20 protein-coding genes and 1 pseudogene are annotated in these 25346 nt (G+C 54.9%); 12 read left to right on the top strand and 9 right to left on the bottom strand.

Translation table 11 applies throughout. The features are described from left to right. Positions 1-89: 89 nt before the first annotated feature. The 8 genes and pseudogenes from prmA to msrP all read right to left on the bottom strand — a co-directional run bounded on the left by prmA (position 90) and on the right by msrP (position 6904). Positions 90-971, bottom strand: coding sequence for a 50S ribosomal protein L11 methyltransferase (prmA, locus tag ACUY4S_RS02615; protein WP_312691179.1), 882 nt, complete (start codon positions 969-971; stop codon positions 90-92). A gap of 11 nt (positions 972-982) precedes the next feature. Continuing rightward, entirely contained in the window at positions 983-2434 is a 1452-nt protein-coding gene (gene panF, locus ACUY4S_RS02620; protein ID WP_458022839.1) for a sodium/pantothenate symporter, read from the bottom strand. Continuing rightward, a complete protein-coding gene (locus ACUY4S_RS02625) occupies positions 2424-2666 on the bottom strand; it encodes a YhdT family protein (protein ID WP_312691181.1) in 243 nt (80 codons plus the stop codon). The genes panF and ACUY4S_RS02625 overlap by 11 nt, the downstream gene beginning before the upstream one ends. A gap of 108 nt (positions 2667-2774) precedes the next feature. Then, complete coding sequence (gene accC, locus ACUY4S_RS02630; protein WP_312691182.1) at positions 2775-4124, bottom strand: acetyl-CoA carboxylase biotin carboxylase subunit; 1350 nt, start codon at positions 4122-4124, stop codon at positions 2775-2777. A gap of 10 nt (positions 4125-4134) precedes the next feature. After that, on the bottom strand, positions 4135-4605 hold the full coding sequence (gene accB / locus ACUY4S_RS02635; RefSeq protein ID WP_312691183.1) for an acetyl-CoA carboxylase biotin carboxyl carrier protein: 471 nt from the start codon (positions 4603-4605) through the stop codon (positions 4135-4137). Positions 4606-4626: 21 nt separating this feature from the next. Further along, a pseudogene (locus ACUY4S_RS02640) lies at positions 4627-4925 on the bottom strand (type II 3-dehydroquinate dehydratase); the annotation flags it as partial. 383 nt (positions 4926-5308) lie between these two features. Further along, a complete protein-coding gene (gene msrQ, locus ACUY4S_RS02645; RefSeq protein ID WP_312691184.1) occupies positions 5309-5908 on the bottom strand; it encodes a protein-methionine-sulfoxide reductase heme-binding subunit MsrQ in 600 nt (199 codons plus the stop codon). Continuing rightward, positions 5909-6904, bottom strand: a complete 996-nt coding sequence (gene msrP, locus ACUY4S_RS02650) for a protein-methionine-sulfoxide reductase catalytic subunit MsrP (protein ID WP_458022840.1) — start codon at positions 6902-6904, stop codon at positions 5909-5911. Positions 6905-7198: 294 nt separating this feature from the next. Between msrP and csrD the strand changes: the two genes are divergently transcribed. The 8 genes from csrD to tldD all read left to right on the top strand — a co-directional run bounded on the left by csrD (position 7199) and on the right by tldD (position 19498). Continuing rightward, on the top strand, positions 7199-9139 hold the full coding sequence (gene csrD / locus ACUY4S_RS02655) for an RNase E specificity factor CsrD (RefSeq protein WP_312691186.1): 1941 nt from the start codon (positions 7199-7201) through the stop codon (positions 9137-9139). A gap of 306 nt (positions 9140-9445) precedes the next feature. Then, positions 9446-10489 carry a rod shape-determining protein MreB gene (gene mreB, locus ACUY4S_RS02660; RefSeq protein WP_006818047.1) on the top strand — a complete coding sequence of 348 codons (1044 nt, stop codon included), beginning with the start codon at positions 9446-9448 and terminating at the stop codon, positions 10487-10489. A gap of 64 nt (positions 10490-10553) precedes the next feature. Further along, positions 10554-11552: a rod shape-determining protein MreC gene (mreC, locus tag ACUY4S_RS02665; RefSeq protein WP_312691187.1), complete on the top strand. Its 999-nt coding sequence runs from the start codon at positions 10554-10556 to the stop codon at positions 11550-11552. Further along, a complete protein-coding gene (gene mreD, locus ACUY4S_RS02670; RefSeq protein ID WP_312691188.1) occupies positions 11552-12040 on the top strand; it encodes a rod shape-determining protein MreD in 489 nt (162 codons plus the stop codon). The genes mreC and mreD overlap by 1 nt, the downstream gene beginning before the upstream one ends. Positions 12041-12047: 7 nt before the next feature. After that, entirely contained in the window at positions 12048-12641 is a 594-nt protein-coding gene (locus tag ACUY4S_RS02675) for a Maf family protein (protein ID WP_312691189.1), read from the top strand. Next, complete coding sequence (rng, locus tag ACUY4S_RS02680; protein WP_312691190.1) at positions 12631-14100, top strand: ribonuclease G; 1470 nt, start codon at positions 12631-12633, stop codon at positions 14098-14100. The genes ACUY4S_RS02675 and rng overlap by 11 nt, the downstream gene beginning before the upstream one ends. Positions 14101-14157: 57 nt before the next feature. Further along, positions 14158-17967 carry an AsmA2 domain-containing protein YhdP gene (gene yhdP / locus ACUY4S_RS02685; RefSeq protein ID WP_458022841.1) on the top strand — a complete coding sequence of 1270 codons (3810 nt, stop codon included), beginning with the start codon at positions 14158-14160 and terminating at the stop codon, positions 17965-17967. 85 nt (positions 17968-18052) lie between these two features. Next, entirely contained in the window at positions 18053-19498 is a 1446-nt protein-coding gene (tldD, locus tag ACUY4S_RS02690) for a metalloprotease TldD (protein ID WP_458022860.1), read from the top strand. A 36-nt stretch (positions 19499-19534) separates the two neighbouring features. On the opposite strand, the gene aaeR is transcribed toward tldD, so the two are convergent. Continuing rightward, on the bottom strand, positions 19535-20458 hold the full coding sequence (gene aaeR, locus ACUY4S_RS02695) for an HTH-type transcriptional activator AaeR (protein ID WP_312691192.1): 924 nt from the start codon (positions 20456-20458) through the stop codon (positions 19535-19537). Between the two features lie 216 nt (positions 20459-20674). Here aaeR and aaeX point away from each other — a divergent pair, with 216 nt between their 5' ends. The 4 genes from aaeX to ACUY4S_RS02715 all read left to right on the top strand — a co-directional run bounded on the left by aaeX (position 20675) and on the right by ACUY4S_RS02715 (position 25333). Next, on the top strand, positions 20675-20878 hold the full coding sequence (gene aaeX / locus ACUY4S_RS02700) for a p-hydroxybenzoic acid efflux pump operon protein AaeX (RefSeq protein ID WP_061492969.1): 204 nt from the start codon (positions 20675-20677) through the stop codon (positions 20876-20878). A gap of 7 nt (positions 20879-20885) precedes the next feature. Further along, positions 20886-21818, top strand: coding sequence for a p-hydroxybenzoic acid efflux pump subunit AaeA (gene aaeA, locus ACUY4S_RS02705; protein WP_312691193.1), 933 nt, complete (start codon positions 20886-20888; stop codon positions 21816-21818). 5 nt (positions 21819-21823) lie between these two features. Then, positions 21824-23791 (top strand): p-hydroxybenzoic acid efflux pump subunit AaeB, encoded by a 1968-nt coding sequence (aaeB, locus tag ACUY4S_RS02710; protein ID WP_458022842.1) that lies wholly within the window; start codon positions 21824-21826, stop codon positions 23789-23791. Positions 23792-23878: 87 nt separating this feature from the next. Then, the gene (locus tag ACUY4S_RS02715) at positions 23879-25333 is read left to right on the top strand and encodes an NAD-dependent succinate-semialdehyde dehydrogenase (protein ID WP_458022843.1); all 1455 of its coding nucleotides are present in this window, start codon (positions 23879-23881) and stop codon (positions 25331-25333) included. Positions 25334-25346: the final 13 nt, after the last annotated feature.

The raw sequence follows: 25346 nt of genomic DNA on the forward strand, positions 1-25346 counted from the left end.
AAACTGTCAGCGGATGTTTCATCTTGCAGGGCTTGCGGCAAAGCGCATAAAAATGAAAAAGCGTGGCCGGTTGGCCACGCAGAGGAGGATTACTTTTTCTGGCCAGTGATGCGGCACCACTCTTCTTTCTCAATCACCGGATCGAGCGAGAAGAGATCGGCATAAGCTTCGCAAACGCTGTCAGCCTGGCTGGCAAGGATACCAGAAAGACCAAGCAGACCGCCTTGAACAGGCAGGACGCTGATTAACGGCGCCAGTTCGCGTAATGGGCCTGCCAGGATGTTGGCGACCACGACATCGGCCTGCATGGCGTCTGGCTGATCCTGAGGCAGATAAAGTTCCAGGCGCTCTGAAACCCCATTGCGCTCAGCATTGTCGCGGCTTGCCTGGATCGCCTGAGGATCGATATCAATACCGATCGCTTTCGCTGCGCCCAGTTTCAGCGCGGCGATCGCAAGGATCCCGGAGCCGCAACCGAAGTCGATCACCGTCTTGCCGGCAAGATCCAGCCCGTCAAGCCACTGCAGGCAGAGAGAGGTGGTTGGGTGGGTGCCAGTGCCAAACGCCAGGCCCGGGTCGAGCATGACATTAACCGCATTCACATCCGGCACATCGCGCCAGCTTGGACAGATCCACAGCCGTTCGCCAAAGCGCATCGGGTGGAAGTTATCCATCCATTCGCGCTCCCAGTCTTTATCTTCCAGTTGCTCAATTTTATGGGCGAAACCTTCTCCCAGCAGCGGATGGAAAGCGAGCTGCGCGACGACGGCATTCATTTCCGTTTCAGCATCGAACAGGCCGATCACGTCGGTATCGCCCCACAGACGGGTTTCCCCCGGAAGAGGTTCAAACACCGGCGTATCGTGGGTGTCCTGGAAGGTAATGGACACGGCGCCCGCTTCCATCAGCGCATCGCTCAGATCTTCCGCGTTAGCGCCGGTGGTGTTTAGTTTCAGTTGGATCCATGGCATGACGTAACTCTTTATTGATTAGCAGAGATATTCGGAGCCTGCGGCGCGGGGTGACCAAAACGGTTCCCGGCGACGAAAGCCAGCAAACTTAACAGCAGCGAGGGCACAATCGGATGGAAGCCCAGGTACTGAATATTAAAGGTGGCGAGTACGGCATACAGCACGCCCCCCACAATCATTGCGCTCAGAGCGCCGGTCGCGTTAGCGCGTTCCCAGTAAAGCCCCAGCACCAACGGCCACAGGAACACCGCTTCCAGCCCCCCAAAGGCCAGCAAATTCAGCCAGATGATCATCTCTGGAGGACGCCAGGCCGCCAGCATCATTAATAGGCCGAGAACCAGAGTGGTGATCGTCGAAATACGCTTCAGACGCTGCTCATGACGAATTTTAGTCGGCTGTGCGCTTAACCATAGATCTTTCACGATGGTTGCAGAAGCCTGCAGCAAGTGCGCATTAACGTTAGACATGATGGCCGCCATCGGCGCGGCAAGGAATAAACCCGCTGCCCACGGCGGCAAGACTTCGACCATGAGCGTCGGGATCACCTGGTCCGGCACGGCCAGGTGCGGTAACACCGCCCGACCCAGTGCGCCTGCGAGGTGCATACCCAGCATCAGCAACGCGATGACAATCGTGCCGATGATAATGCCGCGATGTACCGACTTGCTGTCTTTGTACGAAATACAGCGCACGGCCGTGTGCGGCAGGCCGATTACACCAAAGCAGACCAGCACCCAAAAGGAAGTCATAAATGCGGGTGTCAGAATATCGTGCGCACCTTGCGGGCTGACCAGTTTGGGATCGATATGCTGTAAGGTGTCGACGGCGCTGTGCAGACCGCCTGCGGCATGGATCACACCGACCAGTAATACCAGGGTGCCAATCAGCATCACCATACCTTGCATGGTGTCATTCAGCACGCTGGCCCGAAAGCCGCCAAACGCGGTATAGAGCGCAATTGTAATGCCGAAGATCAGCAGCCCGGTTTCGTATTTAATCCCTGCGGCGGTTTCCAGCAGACGCGCGCCGCCAATAAACTGCACGGCAATGGCACCAACAAACGCAACCAGCAAACTGATGCTGGCAATCCATACTACCGCCCGGCTCTGATAGCGCGCCATCAACATATCATTGAGGGTGATCGCATTATAACGACGCGCCAGGATAGCAAACTTCTTGCCGAGAATGCCCAGCGAAAGCCAGATTGTCGGGACCTGAATCATCGCCAGCAACACCCAGCCCAGGCCGAATTTATACGCTGCTCCTGGCCCGCCGATAAACGAGCTGGCGCTCACGTAAGTGGCGGTGAGCGTCATGGCCAGCACAAAACCGCCCATTGAACGGCTACCGAGGAAGTACTCGCTCAGGAAGGTGCCACTGCTGCGCTGACGCATGGCGTAGAACGACAGGGCGAACACCACGACCAGGTAGATAACCAGTACGGCAATAATTTCATTCTGCATCGCTATCCTCCAGAGAGATATCGCGGAAGATAAAGCGCACCATTGCCCAGCACAGCAGGATAAACGCCAGCGGCGTTAGCAGGCAGGCCATTTCAAACCAGCGAGGCAGCCCGGTAAAGCCCTGCTCAGAGCCTGGTATGTAAGCGCATACTAACCATGCAGCAAGATAGAAAAGGGTCAGCCACAGCGCCCAGCGGGCTTCTTTGTGGGCCTGAACAAAACGGTTGTCCATTTTTTTCCCTTGTGGATGAAGAAAGCGGGGATTGTACCCTATGGGAAAGATGAGGGGAGAGAAAAAGAAAAAAGGCCGGAATGTCCGGCCTTTTGCATCGCATGCAGATTATTTTTCCTGCAAACCGAGTTTTTTCTCCAGATAGTGGATGTTGGTGCCACCGTGCTGGAAGTTCTCGTCGCTCATAATGCGCATCTGCAGATCAACGTTAGTTTTGATACCGTCGATAATCAGTTCTTGCAGCGCATTCTTCATGCGAGAAATAGCCACGTCGCGTGTTTCGCCGTAGCAGATCAGTTTGCCGATCATAGAATCGTAATACGGCGGTACTGTGTAGCCCGCGTAAATATGCGATTCCCAGCGCACACCAAAGCCACCCGGCGCGTGGAAACGGGTGATTTTACCCGGGCTTGGCAGGAAGGTGCTCGGGTCTTCGGCGTTAATACGGCACTCGACCGCATGGCCTTTGACCACGACTTCTTCTTGCTTAATGGACAGCGGCTGACCAGCGGCAATACGCAGCTGCTCTTTGATCAGGTCGACGCCAGTGATCATTTCGGTTACCGGGTGCTCAACCTGAATACGGGTGTTCATCTCAATAAAGTAGAACTCGCCGTTTTCAAACAGGAACTCGAAAGTACCCGCCCCACGATAGCCAATATCGACACAGGCTTTGGCGCAACGTTCGCCGATATAGCGACGCAGTTCCGGGGTAATGCCCGGTGCCGGCGCTTCTTCAACGACTTTCTGATGACGGCGCTGCATAGAACAGTCGCGCTCCGCCAGATAGATAGCATTGCCCTGGCCGTCAGCCAGTACCTGGATCTCGACGTGACGAGGATTTTCCAGGTATTTCTCCATGTACACCATGTCGTTGTTGAAAGCGGCTTTCGCTTCCGCACGGGTCATGCTGATGGATTGCGCCAGGTCTGCATCTTTGCGTACAACGCGCATACCCCGACCACCGCCGCCGCCGGACGCTTTGATGATCACCGGGTAGCCGATGCGTTTAGCATGCGCGCGGTTCACATCCATATCGTCGCCCAGTGGGCCATCGGAGCCAGGTACGGTAGGTACGCCCGCTTTCTTCATTGCAGTGATAGCCGACACTTTGTCGCCCATCAGGCGAATGGTGTCTGCTTTCGGGCCAATGAAGATAAAGCCTGAACGCTCAACCTGCTCAGCAAAGTTGGCATTCTCGGACAGGAAGCCATAGCCCGGGTGAATCGCCACTGCGCCAGTGATTTCGGCGGCAGAGATAATTGCCGGGATGTTCAGGTAACTTTTTACGGACGGTGCCGGACCGATACAGACCGTCTCGTCCGCCAGTAGTACGTGTTTTAAATCGCGATCCGCAGTGGAGTGCACAGCGACAGTCTTAATGCCCAGTTCTTTACAGGCACGAAGAATACGCAGTGCAATCTCGCCGCGGTTGGCGATAACAATTTTATCCAGCATGTGCGCCTCGTTACTCGATGATGACCAGCGGCTCGTCAAATTCTACCGGTTGGCCACTTTCAATCAGAATGGCTTTCACCACGCCTGCTTTATCGGCTTCGATCTGGTTCATCATTTTCATCGCTTCAACGATGCACAGGGTGTCGCCCACGTTGACTTTTTGGCCAACTTCACAGAACGCTTTCGCGTCCGGGCTCGGGGTACGATAGAAAGTCCCGACCATCGGGGAACGTACGACGTGTCCACTGATTTCTGCTGCTGCCGGTGCTTCGATGGCTGGCGCTACTGCCGGTGCTACGGCATTAGACAGCGCGGGTTGCTGCATCATCGGCGCGGCATACGCCTGTTGCATCACCGGGAAACCTGCATTCGGCGCGCTACGACTGATGCGTACTGACTCTTCGCCTTCAGAAATTTCCAGTTCAGAGATGCCTGATTCTTCAACCAGCTCGATCAGTTTTTTAATCTTACGAATATCCATGAGTGGGTTCCGTACTCTTGTTTAGTGTGATTGTGACAAGCGTTTAACCGCTGTCTGTAAAGCGTTTGTATAACCGTCTGCACCCTATTCGCAGATAACGCTAACAGCGATATCAGACTGAGACAAAGGGTGGCGGAACGGCTCCCGCGCATAGGGCTAAGGTGGTTCCCGCTTAACGGGATCGCCACGGTTAGCTGTGCATCGCGGATAGCAACACGGGGGTGCGTAAATGCGGCCGGATTGATCAGGATATAGTCCACGTTCTCTTTAGCCTGATGAATACGGTCGATCATTGCGTACTCCACGTTTGACAGAAAATGTTCAGGCACGTCATTTCACTGCGCTGTTTCCCGCGCAAACCCGTAACATTTTTGCCCTGCGTTTGTGCGCCGCATGTCTTGTGGCTCACGTAAGTTGGGCATATTAAGGTCTGGTGCGTTCAAAAGCAAAATATGCAACTTGCCAGTCATTTGCTGCTATCTTCTGCGATTCGCCGGTAAAAAACAAAATATACCTTCGATGCGCTATTGTCACCTTTTCAGGAGCGAAAATCTCCTGTCAGGAAAAGCAAGGTCGCACATTATAACGATTTCGTAGCATTTGGCAGCTAAATACTGGTCTTATCAGGGAAGATTATCATTCACTGCCAGCGAACTGGCTGTGAATGATAGAAGATCTGCGGGAAACTGCACAGAACGAAACATTAATGCCACCATTGGCGGAACTTCTTATAACGGCATGCTAAAAGCCCCAGTGCGATAACGGCATAGATAACAGGTTGCGGGGAAAGGATCTTCACTGACCAGAGATAGTGTACAGGTGCAAGGATCGCGACCAGATAGACGAAGTTATGCAATTGCTGCCAGCGTTTACCCAGTTTCCGTTGCGCCCACTGCGTAGAGGTGAACGCCAGCGCCAGCAAGATCAGCCAGCTTATTGCCCCCAGTGTTAAATAAGGACGCGAGATTAACTCCTGCCCCAGTAACGCCAGATTATTGATGCCCAGCTCCAGCAGGGTGTAGCTGGTCAGGTGCAGCGAAGCCCAGGCGAAACACCATAACCCCAGCAAGCGCCGGGTGCGGATCAGTAACGGCTGCTTCGCGTAACGCGCCAGCGGAGCCACCAGCAAACTGGCCAGCAGGAACTTTAGCGCCATTCTGCCAGTAAAATGCTGGATATCTTTTGCCGGATCGGCGCTGAAATACCCCTGACTGACCGCCCAGAAGAGCCAGATCAACGGCAGTAAGCCTGCCAGGTGCAGCGCCACCTTCAGCCAGGTGATCTGTTTTGCTGTTAAGCGCACTCAGAAGTTCTCCCTTAAATCCATACCGCGATACAACGACGCGACCTCTTCAGCGTAGCCATTAAAAAGCAAGGTCGGCTGGCGTTTCACATCCAGCGCGCCGCCTGAGCCAATCACGCGTTCTGTCGCCTGCGACCAGCGAGGATGATCGACATGTGGGTTGACGTTAGCAAAAAAACCATACTCGTCGGGGGCCGCCTGGTTCCAGGTAGTGGGGGGGCGTTTACTTGTCAGTTTGATACTGACAATCGACTTAATGCCTTTAAACCCATATTTCCACGGCACTGTCAGGCGTATGGGCGCGCCGTTTTGCGGCGGTAGCGCTTTTCCGTAGACGCCCACTGTTAACAATGTCAACGGATGCATTGCTTCATCTATACGTAACGCTTCAACGTAAGGATAGGAGAGCCCGCCGCCAATAAAACGATCTTTCTGACCCGGCATCTCATCAGGCGCATAACGGGTTTGAAAAGCGACATATTTGGCGTTACTGGTCGGTTCAACCAGCGCCAACAATTTATGTAACGGGAAGCCTATCCACGGAACGACCATTGACCATGCCTCAACACAGCGCATCCGATAGATGCGCTCTTCAAGCGGGAAACGTGACGTTAAGGCATCGTGATCGAGGGTGAGCGGCTTTGCGACTTCACCATCAATGGTCAGCGTCCAGGGATCGGTTTTCATTCCCCCCGCGTTGGCGGCAGGATCGGCTTTATCCAGCCCAAATTCGTAGAAGTTATTATATCCCGTGACTTTATCTTCCGGCGTCAGCGCCAGTGGTGCCTGAAACTGTTCAGGCTTCGTAAACTCAAGCGCTTTACCCGCAGGCGCTTTTGGCCGGTCATGGCCTTTAAACCAGTCCAGCAGATCGGCTTTCGCATTGGAAGAAAGGGTGAATGCGGTTGCGCCGATCCCCAACATCTTTAGCACCTGGCGGCGCTTCAACATAAAAATCGCTTCTGCGGTTACGTCGGCTTCAGTCAGTTTTTTCATTAAGACGCCCTCCAGGTATATTGCGTTAAGCATGGTGGAAACAAGACGTTAGTGCGAGTGGGAGTGTGTTACCAAACATTGTAAACTGAACGGCTAATCCATTTATTGGCGTTATTGCTGATTGGAAAATAATTTGTGAGGGCTATACTCGCAATAATGAAATGCAGTGCCGATTTAGTGCTAATACCAGCAGCCCATCTCCTGACCTATTGAGCGCAGAAGTTAGTACTTACTTTATCGACTTTGCCTAAGTCCGGCTCGCCTCGTTCTTTATACAACGGAGTTAACACAAGGATGCGATTAACGACGAAATTCTCAGCATTTGTCACGCTACTGACGGGACTGGCCATCTTCGTCACCCTGATCGGTAGTTCGCTGAGTTTTTATAACGCCATTCAAAATAAAGTGGCAAACCGCGTGGAAGCAGTAGCAGCGGTAATTGATACACGTCTGATCTCCACCTCCGTTCCCCAATTGTTGACGCAGCTTGATGAATTAATGGTGCCGGTGGACATCATCGGTATTGATATCAAGCAGGGCGACCTGACCATCCTTAGTTATACCCGTAAACGCAGCTACCGTCCGGCTGGCAGTAATTATCAATACCTTGAACGGCGCGTCACCTCGGTAAAAAACCCAGGCCTCACCATTACGCTGGTGTATCAGGATCCGATGGCGAACTACTTCCGTTCATTAATGACGACCGCACCACTGACGTTAGCCATCGGTTTTATGGTGATGATTATTTTTCTTTCCGTTCGCTGGTTACGTCGCCAGCTGTCCGGTCAGGAACTGCTGGAGACCCGGGCGACACGCATTCTTAATGGCGAGCGCGGTCCGCAGGTTCGCGGCAGCATTTATGAATGGCCATCGCGCACCAGCAGCGCGATGGATGTGTTATTGACCGATATACAGTTCGCCAGCGATCAGCGGAGCCGCATGGATACGCTGATCCGCTCCTATGCCGCCCAGGATACGCGCACCGGGCTTAATAACCGGCTCTTCTTTGATAACCAGCTGGCAACGCTACTGGAGGATCCGGAAAAGGTCGGCTCACATGGCGTGGTGATGATGATCCGCTTGCCGGACTTTGATCTGCTGCGTGACAGTTGGGGGCTTCCGGCTGTTGAAGAGCACCTCTTTGCGCTGATCAACTTGCTCTCTACCTTTATTATGCGTTACCCGGGCGCGTTGCTGGCGCGCTATCACCGTAGCGATTTTGCGGTACTGCTCCCACACCGCACATTAAAAGAAGCAGAAAGTATTGCCGGGCAGATCCTGAACGCCGTTGATGGCTTGCCGCCGAGTAAAATGCTCGCACGGGAAGACATGATGCATATCGGAATTTGCGCCTGGCGTAGCGGCCAGTCGACGGAACAGGTGATGGAACATACCGAAGCGGCAACACGCACTGCGGTTCTGCAGGGGGGCAATAGCTGGTCTGTTTACGATGACACGCTGCCTGAGCAGGGGCGCGGTAACGTGCGCTGGCGTACGCTTATCGAGCAGATGCTCAGTCGGGGCGGGCCGCGTGTATACCAGAAACCGGCCGTGAACCGCGACGGGCTGGTACATCATAGAGAATTGATGTGCCGCATTTTCGATGGCGACCAGGAAGTGATCGCCGAAGAGTTTATGCCGATGGTCCTGCAATTTGGTTTATCGGAAGAGTATGACCGTTTGCAAGTCAGCCGGGTGATCCCTTTCCTTAATTTCTGGCCGGAAGAAAACCTGGCCATACAGGTTACTGTCGAGTCTTTAATTCGCCCGCGTTTTCAGCGTTGGCTGCGCGATACATTAATGCAGTGCGAAAAATCTCAACGCCGACGGATTATTTTTGAACTTGCCGAGGCGGATGTTTGTCAACACATCAGCCGGTTACAGTCGGTTGTGCGTTTAATCAACGCATTGGGCGCTCGCGTAGTGGTGATTCAGGCGGGGCTGACGTTGGTGAGCACCAGTTGGATTAAAGCGTTGGATGTTGAGTTATTAAAGCTGCATCCGGGGCTGGTCAGGAACATTGAGAAACGCACGCAAAACCAGTTGTTGGTGCAAAGCCTTGTCGAGGCGTGCAAAGGCACGCGAACACGGGTTTTTGCCACCGGGGTTCGTTCCCGTGGCGAATGGCAGACGCTGGTGGAATGTGGTGTCGCGGGCGGTCAGGGCGATTTCTTTGCGTCGTCTCAACCGCTCGATACGAATGTGAAAAAATATTCGCAAAGATATTCGGTTTGAACTGCTGTTTGAGCCGTTTTCACGTAGAATAATGCGCGCTGCCTTGTATGGGGGTGTGCTTGCCTGCCCGCCGGATCGTCGCAGTGAATAAAAAGCCGGTTTGACCTTTGACAGGTTGTGAACGCAGAGTGCTGGAACAGGTGGATTTTATCGCTTCCGGACGAAGTCATGTCGTTTTGCAACAAAGGAAACAAACTGCACTAATTTTCACCGTAGCAGATGATTTTTGCGCCTTGTCGCTGCTGCGTGTGGTTGGTAAAGTAAGCGGATTTTGTTCCGCCCCAGCTTTCAGGATTATCCCTTAGTATGTTGAAAAAATTTCGTGGCATGTTTTCCAATGACCTGTCCATTGACCTGGGTACCGCGAATACCCTGATTTATGTAAAAGGACAAGGCATCGTATTGAATGAGCCTTCCGTGGTGGCCATTCGCCAGGATCGTGCCGGTTCACCGAAAAGTGTGGCCGCTGTCGGCCATGAAGCGAAGCAAATGTTGGGCCGTACTCCGGGCAACATTGCTGCTATCCGCCCGATGAAAGACGGTGTTATTGCCGATTTCTTCGTGACCGAAAAAATGCTGCAACACTTTATTAAACAAGTGCACAGCAACAGCTTCATGCGTCCAAGCCCGCGTGTTCTGGTCTGTGTGCCGGTTGGCGCAACCCAGGTTGAACGTCGCGCTATTCGTGAATCCGCGCAGGGCGCAGGCGCCCGTGAAGTATTCCTGATTGAAGAACCGATGGCAGCCGCAATTGGCGCAGGCTTACCGGTTTCCGAAGCGACCGGCTCCATGGTTGTTGATATCGGTGGTGGTACGACCGAAGTTGCGGTTATCTCTCTGAACGGCGTTGTCTATTCTTCTTCCGTGCGTATCGGTGGTGACCGTTTCGATGAAGCGATTATTAATTATGTGCGCCGTAACTACGGTTCTCTGATTGGTGAAGCGACCGCAGAACGTATTAAACACGAAATCGGTTCAGCCTATCCGGGTGACGAAGTGCGCGAAATCGAAGTCCGTGGCCGTAACCTGGCTGAGGGTGTACCGCGCGGCTTTACCCTGAACTCTAACGAAATTCTGGAAGCGCTGCAGGAACCGCTGACCGGCATCGTCAGCGCTGTGATGGTTGCGCTTGAACAGTGCCCGCCGGAACTGGCGTCCGATATCTCTGAACGCGGTATGGTATTGACCGGTGGTGGCGCATTGCTGCGCAACCTTGACCGCCTGTTGATGGAAGAGACGGGCATTCCTGTTGTAGTTGCAGAAGATCCACTGACTTGCGTAGCGCGCGGCGGCGGCAAGGCGCTGGAAATGATCGATATGCACGGCGGCGACCTGTTCAGCGAAGAATAGTCCGCATCAGCGCCGGAGCGATACGTCGCTCCGGCGCTGTCTGGCCTGAGAATACGCAAAGCCTATGAAGCCAATTTTTAGCCGTGGCCCGTCACTGCAGATTCGCCTTTTCCTGGCGGTTTTGGTGGCGCTTGGAGTCATTATTGCCGACAGCCGCCTCGGTACGTTCAGCCAGATCAGAACGTACATGGATACTGCCGTCAGCCCTTTCTATTTTATTTCCAACGGTCCTCGTGAATTATTAGATAACGTGTCGCAAACACTGGCGTCACGCGATCAACTTGAGCTTGAAAACCGGGCATTGCGTCAGGAACTGCTGCTGAAAAACAGCGAACTGTTGATGTTAGGACAGTACAAGCAGGAGAACGCGCGCCTGCGTGAACTGCTGGGCTCACCGCTGCGTCAGGATGAGCAAAAAATGGTGACCCAGGTGATTTCCACGGTGAACGATCCCTATAGCGATCAGGTGGTAATCGATAAAGGCAGCGTCAACGGCGTGTACGAAGGCCAGCCGGTGATCAGCGACAAAGGCGTGGTCGGTCAGGTGGTTGCGGTTGCAAAACTCACCAGCCGTGTATTGCTGATTTGCGATGCCACCCATGCGCTGCCGATTCAGGTGCTGCGTAATGATATCCGCGTGATTGCCGCTGGCAACGGCTGCACAGATGACCTTCAACTGGAACATCTGCCCGCCAATACCGATATTCGCGTTGGCGATGTACTGGTGACCTCCGGTCTGGGCGGTCGCTTCCCGGAAGGATACCCGGTGGCCGTGGTTTCTTCGGTGAAACTGGATACACAGCGTGCGTACACCGTGATCCAGGCGCGTCCGACGGCGGGGCTGCAACGTCTGCGTTATCTGCTGTTGTTGTGGGGGGCCGATCGTAATGGCACCAATCCGAGAACGCCGGAAGATGTTCATCGCGTGGCCAATGAACGTTTGCTGCAAATGATGCCGCAGGTGTTGCCGTCCCCTGATGCAATGGGGCCTCCTGCGCCAATGCCCGCGCCGGCGACCGGAATTACGCAGCCGCCGCCGCAAGTCTCTCCGGGAGGGCAATAGTGGCAAGTTACCGTAGCCAGGGGCGCTGGGTTATCTGGCTCTCGTTTTTCATTGCTCTGTTGCTGCAAATCATGCCCTGGCCGGATGACATTCTCGTCTACCGGCCAAATTGGGTTCTGCTTATTCTGCTCTACTGGATCCTGGCGTTGCCACATCGCGTAAATGTCGGTACGGGTTTCGCGATGGGTGCCATACTGGATCTGATTAGCGGCTCTACACTGGGTGTACGTGCGCTGTCGTTAAGCATCGTTGCCTATCTGGTTGCACTGAAATTTCAGCTTTTCCGGAATCTGGCGCTCTGGCAACAGGCGCTGGTGGTGATGTTATTGTCGTTAGCGACTGAAGTGATTGTCTTCTGGGCGGAATTCCTGGTGATTAACGTCTCGTTCAAGCCAGAAATTTTCTGGAGCAGCCTCGTCAGTGGCGTGCTCTGGCCGTGGCTTTTCCTGTTAATGCGCAAGATCCGCCAGCAGTTCGCGGTGCAATAAGGTTTTTATGAAAGATATCTGGCTTGCTTCCGGTTCCCCCCGTCGTCAGGAACTGCTCACTCAGCTGGGCGTGACTTTCGAGCGCATCATCCCGGGTATAGAAGAACAGCGTCAGGCGCAGGAAACCGCCCGGCAATATGTTACGCGGCTTGCGCGTGAGAAAGCGCAAGCGGGTGTCGCCATGGTTACCCAGGATCTGCCCGTCCTTGGCGCTGACACCATTGTGATATTTAATGGTGAAGTGCTTGAAAAACCGAAAGACTCCTCGCATGCTGCCAGTATGTTGCGTCAACTTTCCGGGCAAACACATCTGGTGATGACGGCAGTGGCGCTGGCAGACCGCCAGTACCTGCTCGATTGTCTGGTGGAAACAGAAGTGACCTTCAGGGCATTATCAGAAGCGGACATTGCCGCTTATGTTGCAAGCAAAGAGCCGCTGGATAAAGCCGGTGCTTATGGTATCCAGGGGTTAGGTGGCTGTTTCGTCAGGAAGATTAACGGTAGCTATCATGCCGTTGTGGGTTTACCGCTGGTGGAAACCTGGGAATTGCTGAGCAATTTTAACGCACTGCGCGAGGGAAGAGATAATCATGACGGCTGAATTACTGGTCAACGTAACACCATCGGAAACACGCGTCGCTTATATTGACGGCGGCATCCTGCAAGAAATTCATATTGAGCGCGAAGCACGGCGCGGGATAGTAGGCAATATCTACAAAGGTCGGGTCAGCCGGGTTCTGCCGGGTATGCAGGCGGCTTTTGTAGATATTGGACTGGAAAAGGCGGCGTTCCTTCACGCCTCCGACATTATGCCGCACACCGAATGCGTTGCCGGGGAAGAGCAGAAGAACTTCACCGTTCGCGATATCTCCGAGCTGGTCCGTCAGGGGCAGGATTTGATGGTACAGGTGGTGAAAGATCCGCTGGGTACCAAAGGCGCGCGCCTCACTACCGACATCACACTGCCTTCGCGTTACCTGGTGTTTATGCCCGGTGCAGCGCACGTTGGCGTTTCGCAGCGTATTGAAAGCGAAGCTGAGCGCGAACGCCTGAAACAAGTGGTCGCGAGCTACTGCGATGAGCAGGGCGGTTTTATTATTCGCACGGCGGCGGAGGGCGTATGTGAAGACGATCTCGCATCCGATGCGGCCTATCTGAAGCGCGTCTGGACAAAAGTGATGGAGCGCAAAAAGCGCCAACAGACGCGTTGCAAATTATACGGCGAACTGGCGCTGGCCCAGCGTGTGCTGCGTGACTTTGCTGATGCTCATCTCGACCGGATCCGCGTGGACTCGCGCCTGACCTTTGAAGCGCTGCTGGAGTTTACCGCCGAGTACATTCCGGAAATGACCAGTAAGCTTGAACATTACAGCGGGCGGCAGCCGATTTTTGATCTGTTTGACGTTGAGAACGAAATTCAGCGTGCGCTGGAGCGTAAAGTCGAGCTGAAATCCGGTGGCTATTTGATCATTGATCAAACCGAAGCGATGACCACGGTGGACATCAACACCGGCGCGTTTGTGGGGCATCGCAATCTTGACGACACCATTTTCAACACCAACATTGAAGCCACTCAGGCGATTGCCCGCCAGTTACGCTTACGTAATCTGGGCGGGATTATCATTATTGATTTCATCGACATGAATAATGAGGATCACCGCCGTCGCGTGCTGCACTCGCTGGAGCAAGCGTTAAGCAAGGATCGGGTGAAAACCAGTATTAATGGTTTCTCCCAGCTTGGGCTGGTGGAAATGACCCGTAAACGCACACGCGAAAGCGTGGAGCATGTACTGTGCAATGAGTGCCCCACTTGTCATGGCCGTGGCACCGTGAAAACGGTCGAAACGGTGTGTTATGAGATCATGCGCGAAATTGTGCGCGTGCATCATGCTTACGACTCTGACCGCTTCCTGGTATATGCCTCTCCTGCCGTTGCCGAGACACTGAAAGGCGAAGAATCGCACGCGCTGGCGGAGGTAGAAATCTTCGTTGGCAAGCAGGTCAAAGTGCAAATCGAACCGCTCTATAATCAGGAGCAGTTCGACGTCGTAATGATGTAATTTCGCTGCGTGCAGCGGCACGAGCGGATTTGTGGGTAGGTTGACAAGGAGAGAGGCGTGAGGCGACTGCCGGGGATATTGCTGCTTACAGGCGCGACGCTGATCGTCATCGTGGCGCTGCTGGTGAGTGGGCTGCGCCTTGTTCTGCCCCATCTGGATAGCTGGCGCCCACAGATCCTGGCGCAAATTGCATCCCACACGGGGGTTCCGGTACAGGCAAGTCAGTTGCAAGCGCGCTGGCAAAACTTTGGCCCTGAACTGGACGTCCGCGATATTCACGCCACGCTAAAAGACGGCGGCGAACTCTCCATTAAGCGCGTTACGCTGGCGCTGGATGTTTGGCAAAGCTTGCTGCACCTGCGCTGGCAGTTCCGCAATCTCACCTTCTGGCAGTTGACCGCGCATTCCAATACACCGCTGCAGCGCAATGACAGCGGCGACGCTATCGAAGCCGATCGTATCAGCGATCTTTTCCTGCGCCAGTTCGATCACTTTGATCTGCGCGACAGTCGTATTAGCTTTTTGACGCTCTCGGGCCAGCGCGCCGAGCTGGCGATCCCGCAACTCACCTGGCTTAACAGTGGCGATCGCCATCGCGCGGAAGGGCAAGTGAGCCTCTCCAGCCTGACCGGGCAACACGGCATTATGCAGGTGCGGATGGATCTGCGGGATGACAATGGGTTGCTGAACAATGGCCGTGTCTGGTTGCAGGCGGACGATATTGACGTTAAACCCTGGCTTGGCCAGTGGATGCAGGACAACGTTGCGTTGCAGAGCGCACGTTTTAGCCTCGAAGGCTGGATGACGCTGAATAAAGGCGTAGTAGAAAGTGGCGATGTCTGGCTCAAGCGTGGTGGTGCCAGCTGGCAAGGGGATAAAGCCCCACACCGTATGACGGTGGATAACCTGACCGCGCATGTTTCACGTCAGCAGCAGGGCTGGCAATTTGATGTACCTGTAACGCGTATTGCCATTGACGATCGCCCCTGGCCGCAAGGTTCATTGAGCTTTGCCTGGGTTCCGGCCCAGGAAGCTGGCGGTGCAGGGGGTGTTCGCAGCGATGAACTGCGCGTGCGCGCCAGTAATCTCGAGCTGCGCGGGCTGGAAGGGTTGCTGCCGATCGCCGAAAAAATCTCGCCGCAGTTGTACAACATCTGGAGCACCATGCAGCCCAGCGGCCTGCTGGAGAGGCTGGCGCTGGATATCCCACTGCAGGCCACGGATAAAACCCGTTTCCAGGCTCGCTGGAAAGAGATTGCCTGGAAACAGTGGAAGCTGCTGCCAGGCGTCGAAAACCTGAGTGGAACGCTGGCGGGGAGTGTTGGCGACGGGCGGCTGATGATCACGATGGCGCAGGCGAAAATGCCTTACGAATCGGTGTTCCGCGCGCCGCTGGAGATAGAAAAAGGCGATGCCACACTCAACTGGCAGAAAAATGAGCAGGGTTTCCAGCTGGATGGACGTAACATTGACGTGCAGGCTAATGCGATCCACGCTCATGGCGGGTTCCGCTATCTTCAGCCGCAGGGAGACGAGCCCTGGCTGGGCATCCTGGCCGGGATTAACGTGACCGATGGCGGCCAGGCATGGCGCTATTTCCCGGAGAATCTGATGGGTAAAGCGCTGGTGGATTATCTCAGCGCGGCGATTCAGGGCGGTCAGACCGACAATGCGACGCTGGTCTATGGCGGAAATCCACGGCTCTTCCCTTACAAACACAACGAAGGCCAGTTTGAAGTGCTGGTGCCGCTGCGTAATGCAACCTTCGCTTTCCAGCCAGACTGGCCAGCGCTGAAAAACCTTGATATCCAGCTCGATTTTATTAATGACGGCTTGTGGATGAAGAGTGATAACGTGGCGCTGGGCGGCGTAACCGCCAGCAACCTGACGGCCACTATTCCGGATTATGTCAAAGAGAAGCTGCTGATCGATGCGGATATCAATGGGCCGGGCAAAGAAGTGGGGCCCTACTTTAAGGAGACACCGCTGCATGACTCGCTGGCCAGTGCATTAGATGAGCTGCAAATTGATGGCGACGTCCGCGCGCGTTTACATCTTGATATCCCGCTGGATGGTGAACTGACCACCGCCAAAGGCGATGTGGTGCTGAACAATAACAGTCTGTTTATCAAACCGCTTAACAGTACGCTGAAAAACCTCAGCGGCAAGTTCAGTTTTGTGAACGGCAATTTGCAAAGCGAGCCGTTGCAGGCAAGCTGGTTCAATCAGCCGCTGAATGTGCATTTTTCCACTACCGAGGGCGATAAAGCCTACCAGGTGGCGGTTAATCTGGACGGTAACTGGCAGCCGTCGCGTACTGGCGTGCTACCTTCCCAGCTTAACGATGCCTTGCGGGGCAGTGTGGCGTGGAAGGGGGATGTGGGCATTGAACTGCCGTACCGCGCCGAGGCGACCTATAAAGTTAACATTGATGGCGATCTGAATAATCTCGCCAGTACGCTGCCGCCGCCGCTGGATAAGCCGTCGGGTAAAGCGCTACCGCTCAAACTGAAAGTGGAAGGCAATTTACGCAGTTTTGACCTGACGGGCAGTGCCGGAAGCGAAAACCACTTTAATACCCGCTGGCTACTGAATAATAAATTGACCCTCGATCGTGGGATCTGGACGTCAGACAGCCGCACGCTCCCGCCGCTGCCGGAACAGACAGGGCTGGAGCTTAATTTACCGGCGATGAACGGTGCGCAGTGGCTGGCCCTGTTCCGAAAGGGCGTGGCAAATAATGTCAGCACGTCGACCTCTTTCCCGGAGCGCGTGACGCTGCGTACGCCAGCGCTGACGATGGGCGGCCAGCAATGGAATAACCTGAGCATTGTGTCGCAGCCGCAGACATCCGGTTCGTTGATTGAGGCGCAGGGGCGCGAAATCAGCGGTACACTTACCGTGCGTGAAAATGCTCCCTGGCAGGCCGCTATTCGCTATCTCTATTACAACCCGTCGACGAATGCACCAGATGATGAGGATATTTCCTCGCCTACAACGCTGTTGCGCGGTAAAACCCGCGTGGACTTTACCGGCTGGCCAGATTTGCAACTGCGCTGTGCGGAATGCTGGTTGTGGGGGCAAAAGTATGGCCGCATTGACGGCGATTTCGACATTCAGGGCGATACGCTGACGCTGAAGAATGGTCTGGTAGACAGCGGATTTGCCCGTCTGAGCGCCGATGGCGAATGGGTAAACCGCGAAGGAGCAGAACGGACATCTATCAAGGGCGTACTGCGTGGCGATAAGCTCGATTCGGCGATGGGCTTCTTCGGTGTGCCGACGCCAGTGCGCGGTTCGTCATTTGATATCAATTACGATCTGCACTGGCGTAACCCGCCCTGGGAGCCGCAGGAGGAGTCGCTAAACGGCATCCTGCGTACCCGGCTGGGTAAGGGGCAAATCACCGATATCAGTACCGGTCATGCCGGGCAGCTATTACGCCTGTTTAGCGTTGATTCGCTGCTGCGTAAATTGCGTTTTGATTTTAGCGACACCTTTAGCAGTGAAGGGTTCTGGTTCGACGCTATTCGCAGTACTGCGTGGATCAAAGATGGCGTGCTGCACAGCGACGATACGCTGGTTGACGGGCTGGAAGCCGATATTGCGATGAAAGGTTCTGTCGATCTGGTGCGGCGTCAACTGGATGTTGAGGCGGTTGTGGCGCCAGAGATTTCGGCCACGGTCGGCGTGGCGGCAGCTTTTGCTGTTAACCCGATCGTCGGCGCGGCGGTGTTCGCCGCCAGTAAAGTGCTGGGGCCGTTATGGAATAAAGTCTCCATTCTGCGTTATCGCATTACCGGGCCGGTGGATCAGCCGCAAATCAACGAAGTCCTGCGCCAGGCGCGTACGGATAAAAAGCAATGATTTGACGGCACCCGCGAATTGCCTCAAGCTCCTTATATCGCACTTTTTTATTGCCCGATGTGGCGGCAACGACGAGTAAATAATGATGAGTCTTAATCTGGTGAGTGAACAACTGCTGGCAGCGAATGGCCTGAACCCTCAGGATCTGTTTGCCATTCTTGGCCAACTGACCGCGCGTCGTCTTGACTACGGCGATCTCTATTTCCAGTCGAGCTATCACGAATCCTGGGTCCTGGAAGACAGCATCATTAAAGATGGCTCTTACAATATTGACCAGGGGGTCGGTGTGCGCGCCGTGAGCGGCGAGAAAACCGGTTTTGCCTATGCCGATCAAATCAGCCTGTTAGCGCTGGAACAGAGCGCGCAAGCGGCCCGCACCATCGTGCGTGAGAACGGCGATGGTAAGGTTAAAACCCTTGGTGCGGTAGAGCATCACTCTTTGTATACCAGTATCGATCCGCTGCAGAGCATGAGCCGTGAAGAGAAGCTGGATATTTTGCGCCGCGTAGATAAAGTCGCGCGGGCGGCAGATAAACGTGTGCAGGAAGTTTCCGCCAGCCTGACCGGCGTTTACGAGCTGATTCTGGTTGCGGCCACTGACGGTACGCTGGCGGCAGATGTACGTCCGCTGGTACGCCTGTCGGTGAGTGTGCAGGTTGAAGATGACGGTAAACGTGAGCGCGGATCCAGCGGCGGCGGCGGTCGTTTTGGTTATGACTGGTTCCTGCAAGATGTTGATGGCGACGTGCGCGCCGATGCGTGGGCAAAAGAGGCTGTTCGTATGGCGTTGGTTAATCTGACTGCTGTTGCTGCGCCTGCCGGTACGCTGCCCGTTGTGTTAGGCGCGGGCTGGCCAGGGGTGCTGCTGCATGAGGCGGTCGGTCACGGGCTGGAAGGCGACTTCAACCGTCGCGGCACATCGGTGTTCAGTGGCCAGATGGGGCAACTGGTGGCTTCCGAACTGTGTACCGTGGTGGATGACGGCACCCTTCTCGATCGTCGCGGTTCGGTTGCGATTGATGATGAAGGCACACCCGGTCAGTACAACGTGCTGATCGAAAATGGGGTGCTGAAAGGCTACATGCAGGACAAGATGAACGCGCGACTGATGGGCGTTAAACCGACTGGTAACGGGCGTCGCGAATCGTATGCGCATCTGCCTATGCCGCGTATGACCAACACCTATATGCTGGCGGGGCAATCTACGCCGCAGGAAATTATCGAATCGGTTGATTATGGTATCTATGCCCCGAACTTCGGCGGCGGCCAGGTGGATATCACCTCCGGTAAATTCGTCTTCTCGACTTCTGAAGCCTACCTGATCGAAAAAGGTAAAGTGACCAAAGCGGTGAAAGGCGCGACGTTGATTGGCTCTGGCATTGAAGCTATGCAGCAGATCTCAATGGTGGGTAACGATCTGAAACTGGATAACGGCGTTGGGGTCTGCGGTAAAGAGGGGCAGAGCCTGCCGGTTGGCGTAGGCCAGCCGACGTTGAAAGTGGACAACCTGACCGTCGGCGGTACGGCCTGATTACGGTTTTCTCCTCTCCCTGCGGGGAGAGGAGCCTCACACCCTGCGCCCCTGCATGCCTTTGTAGACCTGCGCAACCTCAATAAAATATTCCGTCAGATAATTAATACAGACCTGCACTTTGAGCGGCAGTTTGTCCTTTTCGGTATACAAGGCGTAGACCGGTCGGGGATCTGACTGATAGCGTGGCAGCAGGATCTCCAGCGCGCCGCTGTTGATCTCATCGATCACCCACATTAAGGGCACAAAGGCGAGGCCTGCGCCGGCGGTCAGCCAGCGGGTCAGCGTCATCGGATCGTTGGTCACAAAGCGCCCTTGTGGGATCAGGCGTGTCGAGAGTCCTTCCGGTGCCACCAGTTCAAACTCATTATCCGGCCGAACGCTATATTCCAGCCACGAGTGGTTGGTCAGGTCGGCGGGTTTTTCCGGCACGCCGTACTGGGAGAGATAACTTTTGGCGGCACACACCACCATCGGCATCGCGCCGAGACGGCGTGAGAAGAGGCTGGAGTCCTGCAACGCGCCTACGCGGATCACCACGTCCAACCCGTCGGCAATCAAGTCCGGCGCCGGGATCCCGGTCACCAGGTTGACCGATAACCCCGGATGCTCTCTCAACATATCGGCTGTCATTTTTGCCAGAACATTTTGCGCCATGGTTGAAGAACTGCCAATGCGCAGCGTTCCGATGGGGGTATTGTTAAACGCGTAGAGTTGCTCGTGGACATCCTGTACTTCGTGCAACATTCGGCGGCAGCCTTGATAATAAATCTTTCCGGCTTCGGTAAGCCCGAGGCTGCGCGTGCTGCGGTTCAGCAGCTTAACCTGTAATTCATCTTCCAGTTTCGCCACCGTCTGACTGATGGACGAAACGCTCATTTGTAACTGTCGGGCTGCGGCGGTAAACGATCCCAATTCCACCACTTTGGCAAATACCGACATGCGTTTGAGTCGTTCCATTATTCACTCTGACTTAAAAGTGATTTAGATCACATAATATAGATAACAGCATAACAGTTACGTTAATATACTGTTAGTTGGATAATTACCCACGGGGGCGGTCAACCCACCCTGGGTTAAATAAAACGCGTCACTCTCGCCTGGCTTTTCTTGCCCTTACTCCTGCGGTGACGTGAAAAAGAATTGTCACCTGCACGTTCTCTAACCAAGGTCAACATGAGTCTGTTTCCCGTAATCGTGGTGTTCGGTCTGTCGTTCCCACCGATTTTTTTCGAATTAATTTTGTCACTGGCGATCTTCTGGCTGGTGCGCAGGGTGCTGGTCCCGACAGGGATCTACGATTTTGTCTGGCACCCGGCGTTATTTAATACTGCGCTGTATTGCTGCCTTTTTTACCTGCTGTCGCGCCTGTTTGTCTGAGGTAGATGTGAAAACACTAACAAGAAATATCTCTCGCACTGCTATTACTATGGTGCTGGTTGTCCTGGCGTTCATCGCTATTTTTCGCGCCTGGGTTTATTACACAGAATCACCGTGGACGCGTGACGCGCGCTTTAGCGCGGATGTTGTCGCCATTGCGCCGGACGTTACCGGGCTGGTGACGGCGGTCAATGTTCACGACAACCAACTGGTGAAACAGGGCCAGGTGCTGTTCACTGTCGATCAGCCTCGCTACCAAAAAGCGCTGGAACAAGACGAGGCCGATGTCGCGTACTACCAGGCGCTGGTTAACGAGAAGCGTCGTGAAGCCGGTCGCCGTAATCAGCTGGGCGTCCAGGCCATGTCGCGGGAAGAGATCGACCAGGCCAACAATACGCTGCAAACCGAGCTGCATCAATTAGCCAAAGCCGTGGCGACCCGCGATCTGGCAAAACTGGATCTGGAGCGCACGGTTATCCGCGCGCCAGCCGATGGCTGGGTAACTAACCTTAATGTCTACGCAGGGGAGTTTATCACCCGTGGCTCCACCGCCGTCGCGCTGGTGAAGCAGAACTCATTTTATATTCTGGCCTATATGGAAGAGACGAAGCTGGAAGGCGTCAGGCCTGGGTACCGCGCGGAAGTGACACCGCTTGGCAGCAACCTGGTGCTGAAAGGCACGGTTGATAGCGTTGCCGCCGGGGTGACTAACTCAAGCAGCAGCAATGACAGCAAAGGAATGGCGACGGTTGATTCCAACCTTGAGTGGGTGCGTCTGGCTCAGCGCGTGCCGGTGCGGATCCGGCTGGATCAGCAGAAGGGCAACCTGTGGCCGGCCGGGACAACTGCTACCGTGGTGGTTACCGGAAAATCCGATCGTGATGAAAGCCAGGACTCTTTCTTCCGCAAAATGGCGCATCGTCTGCGTGAACTGGGGTAATCGCTATGGGGCTGTTCTCAATTGCCAGCCAGCATCTGCGTTTTGCCTGCAAGCTGGCCTTTGCTGTTGTGCTGGCGCTGTTTGTCGGTTTTCACTTTCAGCTTGAAACCCCGCGTTGGGCGGTGATGACCGCCGCTATTGTCGCTTCCGGCCCGGCGTTTGCCGCCGGGGGTGAACCCTATTCCGGGGCGATTCGCTATCGGGGAATGCTGCGCATTGTCGGCACGTTTATCGGCTGTGTTGCCGGGCTTGCCATCATCATCACCCTGATCCGCACGCCGCTGCTTATGTTGCTGGTGTCTTGCATCTGGGCCGGATTTTGTACCTGGGTCTCTTCGCTGGTGCGTGTCGAAAACTCCTATGCATGGGGTTTATCGGGCTACACGGCGTTAATCATTGTGATCACTATCCAGACAGAGCCGCTGCTGGCACCGCAGTTTGCGGTTGAACGTTGCAGTGAAATTGTAATGGGGATTATCTGCGCCATTGTTGCCGATCTGCTCTTCTCGCCGCGCTCCATTAAACAGGAAATTGACCGCGAGCTGGACGCGTTACTGGTTGCGCACTACCAGTTGATGCAGCTATGCATTAAGCATGGCGACAGTGAGGAAGTCGATAGCGCCTGGGCTGCGCTGGTACGCCGAACCGCCGCGCTGGACGGCATGCGCAGCAATCTGAAGATTGAATCGTCTCGCTGGGGGCGCGCCAACCGCCGTCTGAAAGCCATAAACACCTTGTCGCTGACGTTAATTACCCAGGCCTGCGAAACCTATCTTATTCAGAACACGCGCCCGGAGCTCATCACCGGTACTTTTCGCGAATTATTCGATGCGCCGGTCGATACCGTGCAGGATGTTCACAGGCAGTTAAAACGGATGCGCCGCGTCATCGCCTGGACGGGTGAGCGGGAAACCCCCGTCACCATTTATAGCTGGGTTGGTTCGGCCACCCGCTATCTGCTGTTAAAGCGTGGGGTAATCGGCAATACAAAAATCAGCGCCGTTGAAGAAGAGGTATTGCAGGGTGAGGCGGTCGTGAAACCCGAATCGGCTGAACGACATCATGCCATGATTAACTTCTGGCGTACCACGTTGTCGTGCATGCTCGGTACGCTGTTCTGGCTGTGGACGGGCTGGACTTCCGGCAGTAGTGCCATGGTGATGATTGCGGTAGTGACCTCGCTGGCGATGCGCTTGCCCAACCCGGTGATGGTAGCCAAAGACTTTATCTACGGTATGTTATGGGCCTTGCCTATTGGCTCGCTCTACTTCCTGATCATTTTGCCGTCAACGCAACAAAGCATGCTGCTGCTCTGTATCAGCCTGGCGGTGCTGGCCTTTTTCATTGGCATCGAGGTGCAAAAACGGCGGCTGGGTTCGCTTGGCACCATGGCGGGCACGATCAATATTCTGGTTCTTGATAACCCGATGACCTTTAAATTCAACCAGTTTCTCGACAGTGCGCTGGGGCAGTTAGTCGGCGTGGTGCTGGCGATGGTGGTGATCCTGCTGGTGCGTGATAACTCGCAAGCGCGTACCGGGCGAGTGCTGTTAAACCAGTTTGTTTCTGCGGCGGTGTCGGCAATGACCACCAATACCGCACGGCGTAAAGAGAACCATCTGCCTGCGCTGTACCAGCAACTGTTCTTATTGTTGAACAAGTTCCCTGGCGACGTGGCGAAATTCCGTCTGGCATTAACGTTGATTATTGCCCACCAGCGCCTGCGCGATGCCCCCGTGCCAGTCAATGACGATCTGTCGGCATTCCATCGCCAGTTACGCCGCACAGCCGGGCAGGTGATTTCCGCAAGTTCCGACAATAAGCGCCGCCGCTACTTTACCCAGTTGCTGGAGGAGCTGGAGATCTACCAGCAAAAGTTGCGCTACTGGGATGCCCCCGCCCAGGTGACGGAGCCGGTGCACAGGCTTACGGGCATGTTGCATAAGTACCAGCACGCACTGACCAGCAGTTGACCCTGCCCCAAACCGACGCCAAAAGCGTCGGTTTTTTTATGGCTATACTTGGTGTGAGCTTTCATAACGCACAGATCAGGAGGACAAATGACCACGCAGGCACTGCAGGACAACGCGCTTTTCCAGACGGGCTATCTGGTTGATGGCGTCTGGAAATCGCTGGATACCACATTTGACGTTCTGAATCCGGCCACCGGAGAGGTAATCGCAAAAGTGGCAAAAGCCGGTAAAAAAGAGACCGAAGAAGCGATTGCTGCGGCGGCCAGGGCGTTTCCCGCGTGGCGGGCAAAAACCGCCAAAGAGCGCTCCACCATTCTCTATCGCTGGTATGAACTGATTATTGAGAATAAACGTTGGTTAGGGCAATTAATGACCACCGAGCAGGGGAAGCCATTGAAAGAGGCCGAAGGCGAGGTGGAGTATGCGGCCAGCTTTATTCAGTGGTTTGCCGAGCAGGCAAAACGCGCTAACGGAGAAATTATCCCGCCGATTAAACCCGGCTCACGCATTCTGGCCACCCGCGAACCGGTGGGGGTGGTGGCGGCAATAACACCGTGGAACTTCCCGATGGCAATGCTCACGCGCAAACTCGGCCCTGCGCTGGCGGCGGGTTGTACCGGCGTGATTAAACCGGCAAATAATACACCGCTGAGCGCGTTTGCCCTGCTAACGCTGGCGAAAAAAGCGGGCGTACCGGATGGCGTGCTGAATGCGGTTGCCGGGAACACGTCCGAAATCAGCGACGCAATCATGGCCAGCCACGACGTGCGTAAAATTTCCTTTACCGGTTCGACTGCAGTCGGAAAAACGCTGGTGCGCAATGCCGCCGAGACGATGAAAAAAGTGTCGATGGAGCTGGGCGGCAATGCGCCTTACATTGTTTTTGAGGATGCGGACATCGATGCGGCCGTTCAGGGGGCTATCGCCAATAAATTCCGTAACGCCGGGCAGGTTTGTGTCAGCGTTAACCGCTTCTATATCCATGAATCGGTCTACGACACTTTTACGCAGAAACTGGCGACAGCGGTGAGTGCCTTGAAAGTCGGCAATGGCCTGGAGGAAGGGGTGGTTGTCGGGCCTCTGATTGAGCCTGCGGCCATCGATAAGGTGCGCGAACATGTCGAGGATGCGGTAGCCAAAGGCGCAAAAATTCTGGCGGGCGGTAAACCGCATAGCCTTGGCGGTAACTTCTGGCTACCTACGGTGCTGGGTGATTGCAGCGATGGCATGAAACTGGCGCAGGAAGAGACGTTTGGCCCGGTTGCGGCTTGTTTCCGCTTTACCACCGAAGAGGAGGTGGTGAAACGCGCGAATGCGACGCCATATGGGCTGGCGGCCTATTTCTATACGCAAAACCTGCAACGAGTATTCCGTGTGTCGCAGGCAATCGAAAGCGGCATGATCGGCATTAATGAATGTGCGGTATCTACGGAACTGGGACCATTTGGCGGGGTGAAAGAGTCAGGGCTGGGACGGGAAGGGTCGGTACTTGGCCTGGAGGAATTCCTTGAAGTCAAAACCCTGCATCTTGGTGGATTGTAAACATCCGGGCGGC

The sequence above is a fragment of the Kosakonia beeri genome (genome assembly GCF_054165705.1).